The sequence below is a fragment of the Kiritimatiellia bacterium genome, from assembly GCA_025054615.1.
In the GTDB taxonomy this organism is placed as follows: Bacteria; Verrucomicrobiota; Kiritimatiellia; order CAIVKH01; family CAIVKH01; genus JANWZO01.
Map to the genome: position 1 here is coordinate 1 of JANWZO010000022.1, position 20,468 is coordinate 20,468.

The window sequence follows — 20,468 nt, forward strand, 5'->3', positions numbered from 1 at the left end:
CGCGAAATGCTAGCACAGCGCTTCCGCGATCCGAACGATCCATTCAAGCTCGTCATCGTGCGCGACATGTGGCTCACCGGCTTCGACGCGCCGAGCCTGCACACGATGTATGTGGACAAGCCGATGCGCGGCCACGGCCTCATGCAGGCGATCGCGCGCGTAAACCGCGTGTTCAGGGACAAGCCGGGCGGGCTGGTGGTGGACTACCTGGGGCTTGCCCACGAACTGAGGGCCGCGTTGGCGACCTACACAGAGAGCGGCGGAACGGGGCGTGCCGCCCTCGATCAGGAGGAGGCGGTGGCGGTGATGTTGGAGAAGTACGAGGTCTGCTGCGGGCTCTTCCACGGCTTCGACCGGTCGAAATGGACAAGTGGCACACCCCAGGAGCGGCTCGGCATCCTCCCGTTGGCCCAGGAGCACATCCTTGCGCAGGAGAACGGCAAGGATCGTTGCCTGCGTGCCGTACGCGAGCTTTCGCGAGCGTTCGCACTGGCTGTGCCGCACGAGAAGGCGCTGCGCATTCGCGACGAGGTGGCGTTCTTCCAGGCGGTGGCGGCGGCGCTGGCCAAGCGTGCGCCGGGGGAACGCCGTCCAGAGGAGGAGGTGGACCACGCCATCCGGCAGATCGTTTCGAAGGCCATTCTGCCGGAGGGGGTAGTGGATTTGTTCGCCGCCGCGGGCTTGAAGAAGCCGGACCTATCGATCTTGTCCGATGAATTCCTGGCCGAGGTACGCGGCCTGCCCCAGCGAAATCTCGCGGTGGAGCTGCTGCAGAAGCTGCTCAAGGGCGAGCTGAAGGTACGCCGCCGCAAGAACGTCGTACAAGCGCGCTCGTTCGCCGAGATGCTGGAGCAGACGATCCGGAAATATCAGAACCGGGCCATCGAGGCGGCTCAGGTCATCGAGGAACTGATTCACCTCGCAAGGGCCATGCGCGAGGCGAATGCGCGCGGCGAGAAGTTGGGCTTGTCGGAGGAGGAACTGGCCTTCTACGACGCGCTGGAAACGAACGACAGCGCGGTGAAGGTGCTGGGCGAGCCGACGTTGCGCGCGATCGCACAGGAACTGGTGCGGACCGTGCGCGCAAATGTGACGATTGACTGGACGATGCGCGAGAACGTCCGCGCAAACCTGCGCGTGCTGGTCAAGCGCATCCTGCGCAAACACGGCTATCCGCCGGATAAGCAGGAAAAGGCGACGCAGACCGTCTTGGAGCAGGCGGAACTGCTGTCGGCGGAATGGGCGGCGGCATGAGTAGGGCGCCTGAACAAGGCGGCAGATGTCGCTTCGCGCTGGGATTCCAGTTTTGGAGGGCGCCTGGTCCGCTTTCCAGTCCTTGAACGGTGCGCGAATGCGCAGGCGGACGAAATGGCGGTAAACGAAATACTCGAGGCAGTGGGTATGGCCCGGCATCCGCTCCAAGAAGAAAGGCAGATGCGATGGTGGAGGGGATTGTAGGTCAGTACTTTGTTATCCGAGTGCTAGACAGAATACTTGAAGCCTGGCCAGGTGCTACTCAGACGCCGTAATCCCAACATCCGCTAGAGGCGCATCGTGAATGGTTGCTTATTCCTCGCGCTTTGGAGGAATCCCATCCGAGATGCCGAAGGCCCGCCTCGGTTCAGGCGATGATGCCCGCGTTTGGAGCCTCGCTACGCGCCTGAATAAACACATGCGCCGCCTACGAAGACGTTGAGCGTGCCCGGTGTCAAATCCTGCCATTTTTCCCCGACGGTCAGAGGCTTACTTGCAATGATGATCCCTCGCTGATCAGGACTTTTTTCCTCATCGAGGTCCACAATCCAATCTTCATCCATGAGTCGCACGGTGCCAAAGGGAGTGACTCGCCGTGTCACCGATAGCCCATTGTAACCGTGAGCATCGCGGTAGCTATACAGATGGACGCCTTCCGACATCAGCAGGTTCATGGTTCCAAACTGATTGAACTCACGGAGCATCGCCTCGATTTTCTCATAGTCTTCAAAATCAATTTTCTCCACCGACATTTTCGTGAGGAGTGAGCAAAAGAGATACTCTGAATCGGTCTCCCCCACGGGGTGAAATTTCAATGCCGACGGGTCCATAACAGATTCCACATGTCCGTTGTGCGCGAGAACCACCTCCCGTTTTCGAAAGGTTCGAACAAAAGGATGGGTATTCACCAGCGCCGGGCTTCCTCGGGTAGCATGGCGCACATGCCCGATAAAAATTGTGCTTCGAAAATTTTCATAATCTCGAAGAAACTTCGCCAAACCGCTGTCTGTTGCACAAGTCGGCTCTTTCACAACCTGGCAAGCCTTCCCTTCAAAGCGAGCTATGCCCCACCCGTCTGGATTTTCCTCACCGCGGTGGCGAAAACCTCGAAACGAAAGCGAGGGAGAAATCGGTAAATTAAAATTTAGGCCGAGAAGCTCACACATACAGTTACGCTCCTCTGGAGATGTTATGCATCGGATAGGAAAAGTAATCTTTTTTCACTGCCGAATTTAAGATTCAAGCGATCCGCGCTCCGCCGCGAGGAGGTATACGCCTCTAGGTCTTCCGTGCGTGCTTCTTCGAAGGTGTGCATTCACCGTGTATCGCCGTCATTTTTCGTTTCGGTTCGATTGCCTGCATTTCATCAAGGAAGCCGTCGTGCGCCTTTCGACGACCCAAACACGGAGGAAGCTGCCGAGGGGTTCGGGCGTCTCCGTCCCCAATTTGACAATTCCGGATTAGCCGACGCTTGAGGGTAAAGGGCGAGACTTCGGATCTCCCTGAGGCCCCAACTGATTACGGCTGATCACGCCGCTCGGCGTTGGGGCCTGTCAACGGGACAAACCGCACCGGCAGGACGTCTCGTTCCTCAAGGGAACCGTCCTCCCTTTTCTCCAGAAGCCGCAAGGACTGGGTGTGCAGCGTCTCGCCAACGGGGATCACCATGCGGCCGCCCGGCTTTAATTGGTCAATCAGCGGCTGCGGCACATGCGTGGCGCCGGCGGTCACGATCACCGCGTCAAAGGGCGCCGCCTCAGGCCAGCCGAGGTAGCCGTCCCCTGCCCTCACGTGCACGTTTGTATATCCCAGGGTCTGCAAATCTCGGGCGGCGCGCTCGGCCAGCGGCTCGAGAATTTCGATGGTGTAGACCTCCGCGCCCATTTGAGCCAGGACTGCAGCCTGGTAACCGGAGCCCGTGCCCACCTCGAGCACGCGGTGTCCGGGACGGACTTGCGCTAACTCCGTCATCAGCGCGACGATGTAGGGTTGCGAGATCGTCTGGCCCCAGCCAATGGGCAATGGGGTGTCCTCATAGGAGTAAGCCCGCACGTCATCTGGCACCAATCGATGTCTGGGCACAGTGCGCATCGCCTCGAGAACCGCCCGGTCCCGCACGCCGCGCGCCTCGATCTGCCAGGCCACCATTTCGTGGCGAAGACGGCTCCATTCGTCGTCGGCCGCCGTCCCTTTTTCCGCGCGGCAACTCGATTGCATGAGCAACCCTCCAACCAGTAGACTGATGGCAACGTACGCGAATCTCTGCATGTTGTTCTTCTTAGCATGAATTCCGCCGGCACGGCGAGCTTGAAAGGGGCGCCGCGAGTGTGCGACCGTCCTTGATGAACCACGGAGGCATGACATGATCGAGAGCGGTAAAACGTACGTCGTGATGGGTCTGCTCAACAGCGATTCGATCGCATTCGCGGTGGGGCGAGTCATCGAGCAGTATGGAGGCAAGGTCGTTTATACGGTGCAGAACGAGCGATTGAAGCGGATTTTCTTCGATCGCAGCAAGGACCTGACCCCCGAGCAAAAAGCCGCGCTCGATATCCGATTTTGCGACGTGACAATTGAGGACGAGCTTAAGTCCTTTTTTGGTGGCTTGGGAGAGATCGCCGGCGTGGTTCATTCGATCGGGTACGCGAACCCCAAGACATGTTTGGGTCCCGAATTTCACACCGACGCGATCGAGGACATCAAAACGGCATTCCACATCAGCGCGGTATCGCTCGCCTCCGTGGTCCGGCACGCCTACCCGCACATGCCTCATGGCGGATCGGTCGTCACGCTCACCTTCGAGTCGCGGCTGGCATTCCCGCACTACAATTGGATGGGCGTCAACAAGGCGGCCTTGGAGGCCATCGTGCGCGCGCTGGCAAGGCGCCACGGCAAAGACCTGATTCGCGTAAATGCGGTCTCCGCAGGGCCTGTGGCGACGAAAGCGGCGACGTCGATCCCTCATTTCGATATGCTCGCCGCCACGTGGCAGAAAATCAGCCCGCTGCCTTGGAATGTGTATGAGGAGAAAACACAGGTTGCCTACGCGGTAGCGTTTCTTCTGGGACCGTTTTCGCAAAAAATCACGGGCCAGACGATTTATGTGGACGGGGGTGCGTCCATTATCGGCGGCGAACTCACCCCTGAAGAACGGCCCGCGAATTGAGGCTTGCGATGCCCCGCCCCATCACCGAGGAGTTCATTCGGCGAATTCCAAAGACGGATCTCCACGTCCACCTTGATGGCTCGCTCCGCATCTCAACGCTGATTGAATTAGCAAAGTCGGGGGGGGTCAAATTGCCCTCCTACACCGAAGCCGGGCTTCGCGAGAAGGTCTTCAAGGATTTCTACAAAGACCTACCCGATTATCTGGCAGGGTTTGCCTACACCTGCGCCGTGATGCACACGCCCGAAAATATCGAGCGGATCGCATACGAGCTGGCGCAAGACAATATCGCGGAGGGCGTCCGCTACGTCGAGGCGCGGTTCGCACCGCAGCTTCATGCGCGCGAAGACTTCCCGATGGACGAAGTCGTCAAATCGGCGGTACGAGGCATGGAGCGCGCACAAAAGGAGCACAACCGATCCCAGGCGGTCCGAGAAGGCCGCGACTTGCCCTTTCACTTTGGCATCATTGTGTGCGCCCTGCGATTTTTCAACGAGCGCATGTCGCCCTACTACAAGGCGCTGATGCACATCATGCCGTATGCCCCCCGCAAAAAAGTCTACGCGGCCGCATCCCTCGAGCTCGCCCGAGCCGCCGCGGTTTTCAAGCATGAGCTCGGCCTTCCCGTTGTCGCCTTTGACCTTGCAGGCGCCGAGGCGGGCTACCCGGCCGACGATCACAAGGAGGCCTTCCAATACGCCCATCGCCATTTTCTCAGAAAAACCGTTCACGCCGGCGAGGCCTATGGACCGGAATCCATTTTCCAGGCGATCACCGAATGTTACGCCAACCGAATCGGCCATGGCACGTGGCTGTTTGCGGAAAATCTCATCCGGGACCCCGAAATAGAGGACCCCGCGGCGTATGTCCACCATCTGGCGGATTACATCGCCAGCCAACGTATCTGCATCGAAGTCTGCCTCACGAGCAATCTGCAGACGCTGCCCCAGATGAAATCCCTTGCGGAACACCCGCTTCGAAAAATGCTGGACCACAGCCTCTCCGTGAGCATCTGCACTGACAACCGCCTCGTCTCCAACACCTCGGTCACGCGGGAAATCTTGCTTGCGGTCGAGCATTTGAAGCTCACGCCACGCGAACTCCGAAATATCATCGTCGCCGGCTTCAAGGGCAGCTTCTTCCCGGGCGACTACTCCGCTAAACGCGCCTACGTCAGACAGGTGATCGACCGCTTCGAGACCCTCGAAAGAGAATATCTCACTTAGAGTGGCTGCCTGCTCCCGCGGCCGCACTTGACGAACGGACATTCGCCCGGTTTATTGCCCATATAGCTAGGGGTGCTCGCGCCGACTAGGTGCGGGCTGAGACGCGGCGCGTGCCGCGAACCCTTTGAACCTGTTCGGATAATGCCGACGGAGGGAAGCATGACATCAAATCCTTCATCTACGTCAATCGAACCGCCAGCGTCCGCTGGAGATTCATCTAACCGACTAAGAGGTCGCGAATACTTTTTCCTTTGGGCCGGCGCCGCGATTGCCCTCTCTGAAATCTGGGCAGGCGGATTGCTGGCACCCCTTGGCCTTTCGGCCGGCCTGGCCGTCATCATCCTCGGCCGGCTGATCGGAAACCTCCCGATGGCCATCGCCGGACACATCGGCGCGGTGACCGGAGAGCCTTCGATGGTCACCACGCGCGGAGCGCTCGGGCGCCGCGGTTCCTACCTGCCGGCCGCTCTCAATGTGCTGCAGCTCATCGGCTGGACGGCGGTGATGCTCTGGATCGGCGGTCAGGCGGCCTCAAAACTCGCACCCTCGGTCTCCGCCGATCCGCGGGTTTGGGTTGTCGCCATCGGCGTACTGACCACCCTCTGGGCGCTGGGCGGACCGCGTGTGTGGCGTCGTCTCCAGCAAATCAGCGTAATCCTCCTCGCGCTGTTGTGCGTAGCGATGACGGTGCTTTTTGTTTCCAAATACGACCTCGGCGGCCTTCTCCGCGAGGACGGCCGAGGCGGCATGCCGTTCATGGTGGCGCTGGACCTCGCGATTGCCATGCCGATCTCCTGGATGCCTCTTGCCGCCGACTACGCACGCCACGCCGCGAGCCCGCGGGGCGCGTTTTGGGGAACCTATCTGGGTTATTTTGCCGGCGGCGTCTGGATGTATGCCCTCGGAATCGCGGCAGCCATCGCCGCAAATTCGAACACCCCTGACGCCGTCCTCATGGGCATGATGGCCGAAGCCGGCTGGGCGGCCGCGGCGTTGGTGATTGTGCTCATCTCCACGGTCACAACGACATTTCTGGATGTCTACTCGCACGCGGTATCGCTCTCGAGCATCCGCGAGAAAATTTCCGTCCGAACGGGCATCCTGCTCTGCGGCGGACTGGGCACCCTCTTTGCGCTTTTCATGGACCCCACTCGGTACGAGCACTTCCTCCTCATGATCGGCTCGGTGTTCTGCCCGCTGTTCGGCGTAGTTCTCGTGGACTTTTTTGTGCGCCATCGCGGCCGTTATGACGCCCGTGTGCTTCGGGCGGGTTCAGTGAATCCCGTTTGGAACGGATTCAACATCCCCGGCGTCGCCGCATGGGTAATAGGGTGCATCGCCTTCCATGCCATCGCAGGGCTAGCCGCTTGGCTTGGCGCATCTTTGCCCTCGATGGCGGTCTCCGGCTTTGTGTATTTTGTCTTTTCACTCAAGAGAGACGCTCGCTCATGAGCCGATCCTCATCGTTCATCATCGTCGGCGCCGGCGTGGTTGGGCGGCTCCTGGCGGCCCGATTGCGCAAACGCAACTGGTCGGTCGTCGTTTATGATGAAAACGGCCCAGATGGCCGAGGATCCTGCACGTGGGTCGGCGCCGGTATGCTCTCCCCCTACTGCGAGCGCGTTGCCTCCGAGCCGATCATAACAGAGCTAGGACTGCGGGGTTGCGAGCGCTGGCCCGCCGATCTGGCCGAGCTGGGGGCCGACGTATACCTGCGGCGGAATGGAAGCCTCGTGGTCGCACACCCCCGCGACGCGCTCGAACTCGAGCGCTTGCGGAACCGTGTGATTGAACGGGCGCTTCCACCGGAAGCAATGCGTGAGGCCGGCCCCGATGAAATCGGCGCACTCGAACCTGAGCTTTCCGGTCGCTTCACGCGCGGCCTCTATTTCCCGCAGGAAGGCCATCTCGATAACCGCGAGTTGTTAGCCGAGCTTGGCCGCGTAATGGAGCGACTCGGCGTCGAGACCCGCTACCACCAACGAGTCGAGGTTATCGAACCCGGGCAAATCCGGGCCGACCATGTCGTGGAACGAGCCGACTGGATTGTCGACTGCCGCGGCTTGGGCGCAAGGGAGGACGATCCGCGACTTCGCGGAGTTCGCGGCGAGATCGCGATGGTTGAGGCGCCCGAAGTGCATCTCTCAAGGCCCGTTCGTCTGATGCATCCACGCTATTCCATCTACGTCGTGCCTCGTCGCGACCAGCGTTATTTGATTGGCGCGACGCAGATCGAGAGCGAAGACGCCGGACCGGTCACGGTCAGGTCCGCGTTGGAACTGCTCAGCGCGGCGTATACGCTTCACAGCGGCTTTGCGGAAGCGCGCGTGGTGGAACTCGCTTCTTCGTGCCGGCCCGCCTACCCGGACAACCTGCCACGCCTTGTGGCGCGACCCGGCCTGCTCCGCATCAACGGCCTCTACCGGCATGGCTTCCTTCTCGCCCCTGTTCTGGTCGACGCCGCCATCACCTACCTCGAGCGCGGAGACCGCGATCCCGCGATGGCGGCACTTTGGGAGGTTCACTCATGAAACTGCGTGTCAATGGCGAGGTGGTCGAGGCGGCCGACGGCCTGACGCTTTCCGAACTGATCACGCGCCGAGGGGATCCTCCGTTCGTCGCAGCGGCCGTCAATGGAGAATTCGTGCCGAAGGGCCTCCATTCGGAAACCGTTTTGCGCGACGGAGACGACGTGGAAATCCTCGGGCCCATTCAGGGAGGTTAAGCCCATGCCGGAGTTCGTCATCGGTGATTATCGCCCCGTCTCCCGCTTGCTGATGGGGACTGCTCTATACCCCTCCCCTGCGATCATGGCCGAGGCCGTCCGCGCGGGCGGCGCGGACATTGTCACTGTCGCCATCCGGCGCCAGAATCCTCGGGAAAAATCGGGAGAACGGTTCTGGGAGCTTCTGCGGTCGTTAGGCGTCCGAGTGCTCCCGAATACGGCGGGATGCAAAACCGTCCGGGAGGCGGTCACCATCGCGCAAATGTCCCGCGAGATCTTCGGGACAAATTGGATCAAACTAGAGGTCATCGGCGACGACGAAACGCTGCAGCCCGACACCGCCGCGCTGGTTGAAGCCGCCCGCATCCTGACCCGTGAGGGCTTTGAGGTGCTTCCCTACACCACCGAGGACCTCATCACCGCGTTCCGACTCGTCGAAGTCGGATGCCGGGTGGTGATGCCCTGGGGCTCCTACATCGGGTCGGGTCGGGGTCTGGTGAACGAATTCGCCCTCAAAACACTCCGAGCCCGCCTACCTGACACCGTGCTTGTAATCGACGCAGGCCTCGGGAAGCCGTCCGAAGCGGCCCGCGCCATGGAGCTGGGGTTCGACGCCGTACTCGTAAATAGCGCAATCGCCCTCGCGCGCGATCCGGTCACCATGGCCCGGGCGTTTGCGGAGGCCGTCCGCGCGGGCCGTGCCGGATTCGAGGCTGGCTTCATGCCGGTCCGAGACTTCGCCTCTCCGAGCACGCCGGTCGCAGGAACGCCGTTCTGGCATGACGCGCCAGCCCGGCCATGAAAGCGGTCCCCATGGAGCCGTTTTGGCTCTACCCCATCGTCGACCACCCGGACTGGATCCCCAAACTAGCCGCCTGCGGCCTCGACCTGGTTCAAATCCGCATCAAGGGGATCTCCGAAGAAGAGCGGCGGCGGCGGCTCGAGGCCGCAGTCCGGATCGCCGACGAACGCCGCGTCCGCCTGATCATCAACGACGATTGGGCCTTCGCTCTCGAAAGCGGAGCCTACGGCGTCCATCTCGGGCAGGATGACCTCGACGGCGCTCCGCTGGAGGAGATTTTCGGGGCCGGTCTCCGGCTCGGGATCAGCACACACAACGAGGCGGAACTGGCCCGAGCCGAAGCGTGCGAACCGTCCTACATCGCGATCGGGACCGTCTTCGAAAGCCCCTCTAAATCGTTCACACACCGACCGATCGGCATCGAGGGATTCCGCAAACTCCGCAGCCTAACACGTAGGCCTGTCGTCGCGATCGGAGGCATCACCGCGGAACGGGCGCCCGCGCTTCGCGCAGCCGGAGCGGATGGTTGCGCGGTCATTTCGGACCTGCTCCGCGCCGCGGACCTGTCAGAACGGGTCGCCCAATGGAGAAAGGCTTGGTTCGAGACGCCACGCGAATCGACGTCGACGATTTGAAACTCCATATCTATCATGTCGATATGGTTGAAAGATTTTCCGTCTCGATTGATTCAGATCTGATCCGTCAATTCGACCGCTGGCTCCATGAGCGCCGATACAACAACCGATCGGAAGCCGTGCGCGACCTGATTCGCCGCGCGCTGATCCAGCAACGGGTCGAAGACAACCGCGAGGTCGTTGCGGTCATCACGATTGTGTACGACCACCACCAACGGCAGCTCCAAGAGCGGCTCACCGACATTCAACACGCCTTCCATCATGAAATCGTGTCGACCACGCACATTCACCTCAACCACGACGATTGCCTTGAAGTCATCATCGCGCGCGGCCGGGCGACCAAGGCTCAAGACCTCGCCGATCGCTTGATTTCGCTCCGCGGCGTCAAGGACGGCTCCATCACCATGAGCGCGGCAGGGTCCCACCTTCACGGGCGCGCCGCTTCCTAAGCCGACCGCTCCCTTCGAGGAACGGGTTCTGAATTTTCTTGCCGCTGGTACGCGCAGACAGTAGTACTACCAATTTATGAAAGTTATTACTGACGTTCATCGTTGGATGTGCGTTCGTCTCGCCTTTCTCGCGGCCCTGATGGCGGCGCCCGCCCTTGCGCACCATGCGCTGGAGTTCATCGAACTCGAGAGTTACACGACGGCACGGAAAGGCGAACGGGTCGCCCGTCTTCATTACGATTACATGAGCGAGGATCAAAACGACCCCCAGCAGGATCATTGGGAACTCACGCCCGGCCTCGCCTACGGCATCACGGACCGCCTGATGTTCGACGTCCACACGCATTATGCAAAATTCAACAATGGTCTGGTCGTCGAGGAACGCCAGGAGGAATTCGCGCCCCACGGCCCACCTCCATTTTTCGAGGCGTTTACCGTCTCCCTGCAATACCGCCTCACCGAGGCCGCGCCCGTCAACGCCGCCATTTCGGCCTCTTTCGAAATCCCCTTCGATAGGGCCAAAGAGCTGCTCGACAGTGAAGAGGTTTACGAGGGGACATTGATCCTCTCCCGCGAATTCGGCACGCACGGAAATGTGACGCTCAACCTCACTGCCGGCTGGGAGGGCGACGAAGATTACCAGGAGTGGGGGCTCGGGATCCGCGAGTCACTGACCGGCCAGCCGCACGGCACGGCTGCCGGCCTTGAATTCTTCGGCTCGTTCGACGATCTCGAAAATAGTTGGTCCATTCTGCCCGGCCTTTACATCCCGTTCGACGAACAGACGATCCTGAAAACCGGCTTCGAAATCGGCGAAGGCGCCGGCTACACTCGCGCGAACATCACGTTGATGCATCGCTTTTGAAGAGGCTCGTCGTCATCGCCCTCGCAGCGGCCGCTTTCTCCGCTTCCGCACATGAGATCTGGCTGGACGCGGCCAGCCTACGGCCGGAGCCGGGGCAGCCGGTCGAACTCTTCATCCGATGCGGCCACTATTTCCCAGCGTCGGAATTGGCCGTCGCGGACCGTCTCATCGCCGCTTTTTATGCGGAGTGCGCGGGGGCGCGCGAAGAATTGGCCTCAACCGCGGAGGGCGGGCAGCGCCGGGCGCTCTATACCGCGCCCGGAGGCTGCGCTGCTCGACTCACCCTGGTGCTCAAGCGTCCACACCTGGAGGAGCCTGCCCACTGGGCTTCGCTGATCCTTGTTCCGCAAAACGCGCAAAGCGAACCGGCCGACTACTCCCGCGGACAGGGCCTTGAAATCGTGCCGCTGGCCCGTGTCGAAGATGCGCGGAGAAATGAGCCATTCCCGCTCGCTGTCCTGCGGGACGGCATCCGAATCCGGGCCAAGGTTCAAATTATGGCCGCAGAGGGAGGCACGAGCTGGGTTGAAACTGGCGCTGACCTCCCCTCGACCTTTTCGCCGCGGAAGTCTGGCCGTCATCTGGCCGCCGTTTCGGACAGAGGGCAAACCGCCACTCTTGTGTTTGACGTGTCGCCATGATTCGTGCTGCCCGGTTCGCCGCGCTGATGGCGTGGGTTCCCCGCCTTCTTTGGGCGCATGCGATCACGGCCGACCCCCTTTCCGGCGGCGCGGGCATCGCCGCCCGCTATGCGGACGGCTCGCCGGCAGCTTTTGTCGAGGTAACAGTGTACGCTCCGGGCGAGGATCGCGTGTTCCAGCAGGGGTCGACCGACCGTGAAGGCCGCTTCGTTTTTTTCCCGTTCACCGCCGGATCCTGGCGAATTCGAGTTGATGACGGCATGGGCCACGCGCTGGAAACCACCCTCGAAGCCAGCCCCGCTATGCACACCCCGCCGGCGCCCCCACCCCCTGCCCGACCGCTGTTCTGGCCAGTCGTCACCGGCGTGGCCGTGATTTGGGGACTGTTTGGGACCTGGTTCATGGTGCGCAGGCGCGTCTGACCGTGCACATCGCTGAAGGCATCTTGTCTGGACCCGTTCTCCTAGGGGGCGGCCTCGCAGCGGCGGCCGGAACCGCCATTGGACTGCGCGCCATTCGAGACGATGACATTCCGAGGGTCGCGATGCTCACGACCGTTTTTTTTGTCGCCTCGCTGATCCATGTGCCGATCGGGCCGGGCAGCGTTCATTTGATTCTGTCAGGGCTTTGCGGGCTGCTTCTCGGCATGCGGGCCTTTCCAGCCATCCTGGTAGCGCTTTTTTTACAAGCCGTGTTGTTTGGATTTGGAGGACTAATGGTCCTCGGCGCGAATACGACCATTCTGGCCGGACCTGCCGCCTTGCTGGGCGCCGCTGCGCGTGCCTGGATGAACCGATCGCCCGCGGTCGCGCGATGGGCACCGCTAGTCGCCGGCGGCACGGCGGCTCTGTCGATCGCGTCCAGCGGAGCGCTGGCCGCCCTAGCGCTTGCGCTCTCGGACCGCAGCTTCGTCGGCGCAGCCGCTTTGCTATTTGCCGCTCACGCCCCAATTATCGCTGTCGAGGCCGTCATCACTGCGGGCATTGCGGGATTCCTGATGAAGGTCCGACCGGAGTTGCTGATCGAGGGAGGGCTGCTCCATGGCCCTGCTCGCCGCGATTGAGGCGCCCGCCACCCTGAACCGCATCGATCCGCGAGCGCGAATCGCCGTCTGTGCGGCATGGCTATTTGCGCTCTCGGCCGTTTCGGACCTAAGGGCCCTCTCCGTGGCATGTGGCGCGCTCGCAGCCCTCACCCTCGCCGCTCGACTGCCGTTGCGGTCGATTGCTCCGCGCTTTATCGCGCTCAATCTATTTCTTCTAATCTGGTGGGCCACGATTCCTCTGTTGGATCCATCACAAGGCTGGCGGTTCGCGGCCGCGATTGCCGCGCGGGCCAATGCAATGTTGCTGGCCATCACGCTGTTCATCAGCACGATCGAGGCGGGTGCTCTCGCTCACGCCCTCGCGCACCTGCGGGTTCCGCGCCCGCTTGTTCACGTCCTGCTCCTTGCCGTGCGATATGCCGAGGTGCTGTGGCTCGAGCAGCAGCGGATGCAGCGGGCGATGCGCGCGCGCGCATTTCGGCCGCGCCCGAATGCTCACACCTATCGGAGCCTCACCCGTCTCGTGGGAATGCTCCTGGTGCGGAGCCTCGATCGCGCGGACCGGATCCTCGGCGCGATGAAGTGCCGGGGTTACCGCGGCGACTTTCCTTTGCTTCACCATTTCCGATTCCGACCGCTCGACGGAGTGTTTGTGGCGGTCGGCCTCGCTTTTGCCGCGTTGCTCGTTCTGGGGGGTCGGGGATGAGTGGTCCTATCCTTGAACTCGCCGGCATCGAATTCGCGCATCCCTTTGGGCGCCCGCTTTTTCGAGGTTTTTCTCTTGCGCTTTCCGAGGGCGAGCGGATCGGACTGACCGGCCCCAACGGCTCGGGAAAAAGCACGCTGCTCCACCTCGCAATGGGTTTGCTTCGCCCGCAGGCCGGCGAAATCCGGCACCGCGGGTTCCTGTGCAAGACGGAGACGGATTTTCTCGCGCTGCGCCGCGAGGTGGGGCTCGTCTTCCAAAATCCGGATGATCAGTTGTTCTGCGCGACCGTGGATGAAGACGTGGCGTTCGGCCCGTTCAACCTCGGATGGCCGCGAGACCGGGTGGAGCGCGCCGTCGTCGACACGCTGGAGCGCCTCGGCATCCGTCATCTTGCCGGGCGCATCACCTACCGCCTGTCCGAGGGCGAAAAGCGGCTGGTCGCGCTGGCGACGGTCCTCGTCATGGAGCCCCGCGCGCTGCTGCTAGATGAACCAACGGCGGGTCTGGACGAACACGCGCGAGATCGATTGGTCCGTGAATTGGCTGCGTCGCACCTGCCCATGATCATCGCCTCGCACGATGAGGATCTCCTCGCCCGACTCGCCACCCGCCGCGTCGATCTGGGTGCAGCGCCCCGTTAGTTTCGAAGGACGGCGATTTTTTCCATGCCCTGTAATTTCCATGGCATGGAAGCCGCGAAAAAAATTTTTACATACGATGGAAATTTTTGCGGCGAGCGAAGCCGATAACGGCGGCGCCGAGGGCGATGAAGGCAACCGATGCCGGTTCGGGAACGATCGACATCCTGTTGATATAGAACCCTTCGCGAACGGGGTTGCCGCCAAATGGAACCAAGTTCGCTGCCTGGACGTAGTTTGGCAGATAGCTAACCTCACCTGTTACGTTCGACGCCACGCCGTCGCGCCTTGTGAGCGTCGCCGAATACGCGTAGTTCGTGTAGCTACCGTAGTCAACGGTGCCCGTAATCGTGAAATCGAGGCGAACGCCTTCTGTCCCATGCTGCAGCCAAGTATCACCGGGACCTCGCTCATAGAACGCGGAGAGTTGGAGGAAAACTTCGAAGGAAAGATTTATTGGATTGAATGAGGAATCGGTCTCATACAACCGAATGGCGTATAATGCCTCATTTTGCCACCCGTTGTCGAATTCGATCGAAAAAGTCTGGCCAACCGTCAGAGGTCCGTGGAGGAATCGTCGCCCCGCGGTGGCGGTCTGGTCGACGCCACGCAGACGAAAGGCGTTGCCGATATCGCCATCGTTTGCGAGTCCCCACAGAACGCCATCATCGACCCCATCGTCGTTTTCCGTGGACGGGCCGATCCCGAATGCGATGGACGGAAACGGATGTGTGAGGACCCAAGGGCCAAATCCGTATCCTCCGTTGGACCCATTCGTCCATCCACCCGAATAGGCGGGATCGGACGCGGAATCGAAAGCGATAAACGAAGCAGAAGCGCTCGTCGCGATGAACGCGATGCCAACGATCCGTAAGATGACTAAAAAACGATTCACAACGATGTAGTATGACTATCTATAGGATTTACTAAGCAAGAATTTTGCAAAATTTTTATTAGACTCTTTGCGGATCTCCAAACAGAGGGAGGCTCGGCGAACTCACATAGCGGCGTTCGATGTTCGGGTGAATGCTGGTGAGGATTTCGTAGGGGATGGTACGGGCCTGCCGGGCGAGTTCGTCTGCCCAGATGGATTCGGATCCTTGCTGGCCGATAAGAACAACCTCGTCGCCAGGTGAGACATCGGCATTCAGTCCGCAGTCGGCGACAATCCAGTTCATGCTAACGCGGCCGACAACGGCGCAGCGCCGACCGCCGATGAGGACGTGACCGCGATTGCTCAACGCTCGGTGGTATCCATCGGCGTAGCCGACGGCGATGACCGCGAGCGTGGTGGGCGCAGGTGTGACATAGGTGCTGTAGTAGCCGACCAGCGTTCCAGAAGGAACGCGTTTGACCTGCATTACGCCGGTGCGCCATTGGAGGACCGGTTCGGTCTGGATGCGCATGCCGCGCTCGCGGGCGCCGTATCCATAGACCGCGATGCCCGGGCGGATGCCGTCGAGGTCCCAATCGGGCTGGATCAAAAACGCGCGGCTGCTAGAGACATGCCGGAACAGGGGGTGAACCGAGCGGGATCGAATCTGTTCATCGATTTGCCGGAAGCGTTCCATCTGGAGAGGTCCCAACGAGGGACGCCTGGCTTCGACGGACGCGAAGTGCGTGCAAAGACCCGTGATGGCGAGGCCCGGCTGGCGGGCCAGACGCTCGTAGATCGGTACGGCCTCTTCCCACGGAACGCCGAATCGGCCCATTCCGGTATCGATTTTGAGGTGGGCGTGCAGAGTCGCGCCGATCGCGCGCGCGGCGCGGGCAAGGGCCATCCCATGCGCCTCGTCGACAACGATCGGGTATAGACGTTCCTCGATCAGGGTGCGAACGTCCTCGGGTGAAACCGCGCCGAGGATTACGATGTTGGCGTCCGGCGCCGTGCGACGAACGTTGATTGCCTCCCGCAAATAGGCAACGGCGAACCACGTCACTCCCGACCGGGCCGCCTGCCGGACAACCGGAATCAGCCCGTGTCCGTAAGCGTCAGCCTTTACCACCAGCACAACCGAGGTTCTGGAATTCAGGGCCAGCCGGACCGCGCGGATGTTCCTGTCCAGCAGGCCCAAATCGACCTGAACCCAGGGCGAAATCATGGGATCGGACCGTACCGAATCCGTGCCGCGAGGGAAACGGAAATCAGGCTCAGGCGGGGCCGTTCAGACCTCGAACCGGACGGGCAGGTCGACGGTGGCCGTCTGATCGGTGGTGCGGATCGTCCGTTTGCTCACGCGCTGGATGCTGATCGCGTCCACGGGACACGCGTCGACGCAAGCCCCGCAGCGGATGCAGTCCGCCTGATTGATCCAGATCAGCTTGGTCGTTTCGCTGTTTCGCGCGCGCGTATAACCGACGATGCGGTCCTGGCCGTCATAAATCAGCTCGGCGACCTTGACGATGCAATCCGGCCGAGGCTTCGCCTTCAAACACCAGTCGCAAAAGATGCATTTGTCGGGATCGATTTCGAATTTGTAATGGCAGAGGTAGCAGCGTTGCGTCTCATCCGTCGCGGTGGCCGGATCGTAGCCCAGCTCCACTTCCGCCGTAAGTGCCCGCTTTTCGAGCGGGAGCGTTGGCATGGGCTGGCGGTTGACGTAATCCATTTCCCGGATGCGGCCGGTCTGGCGAACATCTTCGACGACTGCGACGTCGCGGAGCCGGTCCTCGCCCATGAGGAAGCGGTCGACATGGCGCGCAGTTTCCTTCGCGTGGGCGATGGCCTGAATGAGTGAACTGGCGCCGGTCGCGAAATCGCCCGCGACGAAAATTTTGTCGACCGCGGTGGTGTGTTTGCGGCCGCTTTTGAGCCATTCATCGTTGTCGACAAGCTTTTCGCGGAGAGCGCCCTCGATCCATTCTGTGCCGGGGAACTGGCCGGTGGCCAGCAGGACCGTGTCAGCGGGAATCTCGAATTCGGATCCAGGGATTTCCACGGGCCTGCGACGTCCGCTGGCATCGGGGTCGCCGAGCTTCGTGCGAACAAACCGCATGGCCCGGACATGGCCCGACGAGTCGCCGATGAAGGCTTTGGGCGCCACCATGAAATGCATCGGGATGCCTTCGTGCGTCAGCTCCTCGAGCTCGCCGGGTGTGATCAGCATTTCGGACTGCGAGCGCCGGTAAAGAACCTTCACCGACTCGCCCTTGGGCCTGAGGAGGATCGGCTGTCCCTTCTCGCTCGTCTCGAGCTCAAGCTCGACGGTTTGCGCCCCGAGCCGCGCGGCTGTTCGCGCGCAATCCATGGCCGTGAAGCCGCCGCCGATCACCACGATGTGCTCGCCAATATCGGATTTTCGAAGCTCGTTTGCTTCGAGCAGGAAGGCCAACCCGTGGCGGATGCCCTTGAGGTCCGCGCCTGGCAGGTCGAGCATGTTTGGGCGCAGCGTGCCCGCCGCGAGGATCACGGCGTCGTACTCTGCCACCAATTTCTCAAGCGGCAGTTTCGGGCCCACGGGGGAGTTGCAAATGATTTTCACTCCCTGGCGCCGGATTTGCTCGATTTCCTTGTCGATGATGTCGCGCGGGAGCCGAAACTCCGGGATCCCCTGATTAAGCATGCCACCGGGCTTGTCGTGCTTTTCGTAAACCGTGACGTCATGCCCCATGAGAGCGAGGTTTCGCGCCGCAGCCAAGCCCGCAACGCCTGCGCCGACCACGGCGACCCTTTTGCCGGTGGGCGGAAACCACGGCTCCAGCACGACCAGTCCCTGACGCTTGAAATCTGCGGCCGAGCGTTTGGAAAAACAAATGGCGACCGGTTCGCCGAGCCCCTGCCAGCCGTGTCGGCACTCCGCCTCGCAAGGGCGCGAGCAGACGCGGCCGAGGATGGCCGGGAAGACGTTGTCGTGCAGATTGATTTTGTAGGCAAGGTCGTAGTCGCCGCGGTAAATCGCTGCGAGGTAGCCAGGGATGTCCGTACCGGCCGGACAGGCTTTCTGGCAGGGGATGTTTTTGTCCAGCCAGTAAAAATCTTTCGGGTGCGTGCCGATGCCCCGGAGCACGGAGATCGCGTTGTTGCGGTACGGCGTGGGGACGCCGTAGGGGCGTTCGTCGTTCGGGCCGCCGAGGCCAACGGGTGCCTTTCTCCAGGCCCGGCCGGTTTTACCGTCGATGGGCTCGCCGCGGGCCGCGGCTTCCGCACGGGCGAGCGCTTCGGCATAATCGGCCCGTTTCGGCGCGAGTTCGACTGCCCGCTTCAGGTGTGGAATTGCCTCGGCTGCTTGTCCGTTGTGTAGTAGTGCGAGACCCAACAGATGATGCGAAGCGTGCCCTGAATCTTCGCGGACATACCGACGAAGCCATTTGACGGCCTCCGCGTAGCGCTCCTTCTTGAAGGCGGCGATCCCCGCAATGGCGGGCATCTGGATGTCGTCGCTGCCGAGTTCCATCGCCCGCACAGCGAAATAGTGCGAGGCATATACATCGCCCCGCGTGTCGCCGCGGGCGTGATAGGCACGCGCCAACATCGCACAGCGCCGCGGGTCGTTCGGGGCGTCCGGCGAGCGGAGGGCCTCGATTGCGTCATCGTATTTATGAACGCCGATCAGCCACTCGGCCTCACGTATTTGTTTTTCGACATCGACTACCATGGGGAGGTCTCGCTGAGCGCCTCGTCGAAAACGCGCTGGAGGCGCTGGTTGCGCTCGTTGACCGGTTCGTCGGGGGCGTATGGCACGCCCAGCCATTCCGCCATCTGCGCCGCGCCGACTCTTCGCGCAAAGGCGCCAAAGGTCTCCGCGGGACTCTCCCGGCGTGCCAGATAAATTTCCAACATCCGGCGGACAGTTGGCACAACCGCCGTAGCCGGGACATCGCAAACGGAACGGCCGATATATCCGGGGCCCGATAGGCCGCCTCCAATGCAGATGTTGAAACCCTCCTCGCTGCCGCGCTCTGTTTCCTTGCGCATGCCCCGCAACCCGATGTCAGCAATCCAGTGCTGGGCACATGAGTTCGGACAACCGTTCATGTGAATCCGCAAGGTTCCAACGGCCTCCCATAATGCGCGGTCCGTCGCCAGCTCGTCGTAGAGCCGACGATAGGTGTTGGGCGTGTCGGACACCGCGAGATTGCACTGCGTCGTGCCGACGCACGCCACCATATCGGGCAGGCGTTCGTGGCCGTCCATGACAAATCCGGCGGCCCGAATTTCCTGCAGGAGGGGCTCGACATGGCGGTCCGGCACGAAACGAATCTGGATATTTTGCCTCGCGGTCAGCATGAGCGTGCCATCGCCGTAGCGCCGGGACCAGTCGGCGAACTGGCGAGCCTGCGCCGAGGTCAATTCCGACCGAAGAATCATCACGCGGACCGTATTGAATCCCGGCTGTCGTTGCGGGATAACATTCTGCCCGTCGGTAAACATTTCCCCGATGTTCGGCGGGCCTTCCGCGAACTCTATTCGCTCGATCCCTTGGATCCCCCGTTCGCGGAGGACCTCGAGCACCGCCTCCCCAAATCCCCTCGCGCCCATCTGGTCGACCACCATTTTCAAGCGAGCGAAAGCGCGGACCCTCCGATTGCCGGTGCGGCGATACACTTCTGTTGCCGCGCGGGTCACGTGCAACACCAGGTCCTCGGGAACCCACGAAAAGATCGCCTTCGCCATGTAGGGGCGCGCACCCAGTCCGCCGCCGGCGTAGTAGGCCCACCCGATTTGCTCCGAGCCGTCAGCTCCGGTTCGCTTGACCGGGTGCCAGGACTGGCAGTTCATGAGGGTTTGGCCGCAGGCGCGGCCGCACCCATTCACGCTCATCTTGTGTTTTCGGGGCAGGTTCCGCTGTTCGTCCCGAATTTCAGGATCATTCGCGATGGCCAAGAGCATCGGGCGGACATCGGTTACCTCATGCGGACAAACGCCTTGGAGGGGGCACGTTACGATGTTCCGCGTCACATCCCCGCAGGCGTTTTTGGAATCCAACCCGACTTCCGCCAGCTCTTCGAGGACTTTGTAGAGGTCCTCTTTCCGAAGCCAGTGGAACTGAATGGTCATGCGGGTGGTGATGCAAATTTGGTCCTGCGCATAACGGGCGGCCACATCCGCAATGCGCTCCATTTGCGTCGCGGTGACCAGGCCGCCGGGAATGCGCAGACGCATCATGAAAAAGCCCTTTTGGAGCTGATGGTAAATGCCAGTCCATTTGAACATGCCGATTTCGTTGGTGCGCAGGTCCTCAAACGGTCGGGCCGCGATGTCGTTTTTGAAGTCGAAATCGGGATCGATCGTCAGTTTATCTCGTTCAATGGGCGTTAAATCGGGTTTTGCTGGCATTTTTCGATTTCACCTATCGGAAAAGTAGGTTATACG

At 61.5% G+C, this 20,468-nt stretch carries 21 protein-coding genes and 1 riboswitch; of the genes, 15 read left to right on the forward strand and 6 right to left on the reverse strand.

Annotated elements, in window-relative coordinates; all coding sequences use genetic code 11:
* Positions 1–1,254 (forward strand): DUF3387 domain-containing protein (locus tag NZ740_09240; GenBank protein ID MCS6772192.1); only part of this gene is annotated, 1,254 nt, incomplete at its 5' end.
* A gap of 398 nt (positions 1,255–1,652) precedes the next feature.
* Here NZ740_09240 and NZ740_09245 read toward each other — a convergent pair.
* Both NZ740_09245 and NZ740_09250 read right to left on the reverse strand, forming a co-directional pair.
* Positions 1,653–2,420 carry a class II glutamine amidotransferase gene (locus NZ740_09245; protein ID MCS6772193.1) on the reverse strand — a complete coding sequence of 256 codons (768 nt, stop codon included), beginning with the start codon at positions 2,418–2,420 and terminating at the stop codon, positions 1,653–1,655.
* A 352-nt stretch (positions 2,421–2,772) separates the two neighbouring features.
* Complete coding sequence (locus NZ740_09250) at positions 2,773–3,471, reverse strand: protein-L-isoaspartate(D-aspartate) O-methyltransferase (GenBank protein MCS6772194.1); 699 nt, start codon at positions 3,469–3,471, stop codon at positions 2,773–2,775.
* A 145-nt stretch (positions 3,472–3,616) separates the two neighbouring features.
* On the opposite strand from NZ740_09250, the gene NZ740_09255 reads away from it, so the two are divergent.
* The 14 genes from NZ740_09255 to NZ740_09320 all read left to right on the forward strand — a co-directional run bounded on the left by NZ740_09255 (position 3,617) and on the right by NZ740_09320 (position 14,158).
* Positions 3,617–4,420 (forward strand): SDR family oxidoreductase, encoded by an 804-nt coding sequence (locus NZ740_09255; GenBank protein ID MCS6772195.1) that lies wholly within the window; start codon positions 3,617–3,619, stop codon positions 4,418–4,420.
* 8 nt (positions 4,421–4,428) lie between these two features.
* Complete coding sequence (locus NZ740_09260; protein MCS6772196.1) at positions 4,429–5,646, forward strand: adenosine deaminase family protein; 1,218 nt, start codon at positions 4,429–4,431, stop codon at positions 5,644–5,646.
* A gap of 58 nt (positions 5,647–5,704) precedes the next feature.
* Positions 5,705–5,819, forward strand: a riboswitch (TPP riboswitch).
* Complete coding sequence (cytX, locus tag NZ740_09265; GenBank protein MCS6772197.1) at positions 5,806–7,098, forward strand: putative hydroxymethylpyrimidine transporter CytX; 1,293 nt, start codon at positions 5,806–5,808, stop codon at positions 7,096–7,098. (Overlaps the previous riboswitch by 14 nt.)
* Positions 7,095–8,177, forward strand: coding sequence for a glycine oxidase ThiO (gene thiO, locus NZ740_09270; GenBank protein MCS6772198.1), 1,083 nt, complete (start codon positions 7,095–7,097; stop codon positions 8,175–8,177). The genes cytX and thiO overlap by 4 nt, the downstream gene beginning before the upstream one ends.
* Positions 8,174–8,371 (forward strand): sulfur carrier protein ThiS, encoded by a 198-nt coding sequence (gene thiS / locus NZ740_09275; protein MCS6772199.1) that lies wholly within the window; start codon positions 8,174–8,176, stop codon positions 8,369–8,371. Before thiO ends, thiS begins: the two co-directional genes overlap by 4 nt.
* Before the next feature lie 4 nt (positions 8,372–8,375).
* Positions 8,376–9,173, forward strand: coding sequence for a thiazole synthase (locus NZ740_09280; GenBank protein MCS6772200.1), 798 nt, complete (start codon positions 8,376–8,378; stop codon positions 9,171–9,173).
* Positions 9,170–9,808 carry a thiamine phosphate synthase gene (gene thiE / locus NZ740_09285; GenBank protein MCS6772201.1) on the forward strand — a complete coding sequence of 213 codons (639 nt, stop codon included), beginning with the start codon at positions 9,170–9,172 and terminating at the stop codon, positions 9,806–9,808. The genes NZ740_09280 and thiE overlap by 4 nt, the downstream gene beginning before the upstream one ends.
* Positions 9,809–9,831: 23 nt before the next feature.
* Entirely contained in the window at positions 9,832–10,257 is a 426-nt protein-coding gene (gene nikR / locus NZ740_09290; protein MCS6772202.1) for a nickel-responsive transcriptional regulator NikR, read from the forward strand.
* Between the two features lie 76 nt (positions 10,258–10,333).
* Positions 10,334–11,122: a hypothetical protein gene (locus tag NZ740_09295; GenBank protein MCS6772203.1), complete on the forward strand. Its 789-nt coding sequence runs from the start codon at positions 10,334–10,336 to the stop codon at positions 11,120–11,122.
* Positions 11,119–11,763 carry a DUF4198 domain-containing protein gene (locus tag NZ740_09300; protein MCS6772204.1) on the forward strand — a complete coding sequence of 215 codons (645 nt, stop codon included), beginning with the start codon at positions 11,119–11,121 and terminating at the stop codon, positions 11,761–11,763. Before NZ740_09295 ends, NZ740_09300 begins: the two co-directional genes overlap by 4 nt.
* The gene (locus NZ740_09305) at positions 11,760–12,185 is read left to right on the forward strand and encodes a hypothetical protein (GenBank protein ID MCS6772205.1); all 426 of its coding nucleotides are present in this window, start codon (positions 11,760–11,762) and stop codon (positions 12,183–12,185) included. The genes NZ740_09300 and NZ740_09305 overlap by 4 nt, the downstream gene beginning before the upstream one ends.
* A gap of 2 nt (positions 12,186–12,187) precedes the next feature.
* Positions 12,188–12,826 (forward strand): cobalt transporter CbiM, encoded by a 639-nt coding sequence (cbiM, locus tag NZ740_09310; GenBank protein MCS6772206.1) that lies wholly within the window; start codon positions 12,188–12,190, stop codon positions 12,824–12,826.
* Positions 12,804–13,514 carry an energy-coupling factor transporter transmembrane protein EcfT gene (locus NZ740_09315; protein MCS6772207.1) on the forward strand — a complete coding sequence of 237 codons (711 nt, stop codon included), beginning with the start codon at positions 12,804–12,806 and terminating at the stop codon, positions 13,512–13,514. Before cbiM ends, NZ740_09315 begins: the two co-directional genes overlap by 23 nt.
* Positions 13,511–14,158: an energy-coupling factor ABC transporter ATP-binding protein gene (locus tag NZ740_09320; GenBank protein MCS6772208.1), complete on the forward strand. Its 648-nt coding sequence runs from the start codon at positions 13,511–13,513 to the stop codon at positions 14,156–14,158. Before NZ740_09315 ends, NZ740_09320 begins: the two co-directional genes overlap by 4 nt.
* Positions 14,159–14,225: 67 nt before the next feature.
* On the opposite strand, the gene NZ740_09325 is transcribed toward NZ740_09320, so the two are convergent.
* From NZ740_09325 to NZ740_09340, 4 genes are all read right to left on the reverse strand, one after another.
* Complete coding sequence (locus NZ740_09325) at positions 14,226–15,050, reverse strand: PEP-CTERM sorting domain-containing protein (protein MCS6772209.1); 825 nt, start codon at positions 15,048–15,050, stop codon at positions 14,226–14,228.
* A 58-nt stretch (positions 15,051–15,108) separates the two neighbouring features.
* Positions 15,109–16,257: an alanine racemase gene (gene alr / locus NZ740_09330; GenBank protein MCS6772210.1), complete on the reverse strand. Its 1,149-nt coding sequence runs from the start codon at positions 16,255–16,257 to the stop codon at positions 15,109–15,111.
* A 63-nt stretch (positions 16,258–16,320) separates the two neighbouring features.
* The gene (locus NZ740_09335) at positions 16,321–18,750 is read right to left on the reverse strand and encodes an FAD-dependent oxidoreductase (GenBank protein MCS6772211.1); all 2,430 of its coding nucleotides are present in this window, start codon (positions 18,748–18,750) and stop codon (positions 16,321–16,323) included.
* The gene (locus tag NZ740_09340) at positions 18,744–20,432 is read right to left on the reverse strand and encodes a nitrite/sulfite reductase (GenBank protein ID MCS6772212.1); all 1,689 of its coding nucleotides are present in this window, start codon (positions 20,430–20,432) and stop codon (positions 18,744–18,746) included. Before NZ740_09340 ends, NZ740_09335 begins: the two co-directional genes overlap by 7 nt.
* Between the last annotated feature and the right edge of the window lie 36 nt (positions 20,433–20,468).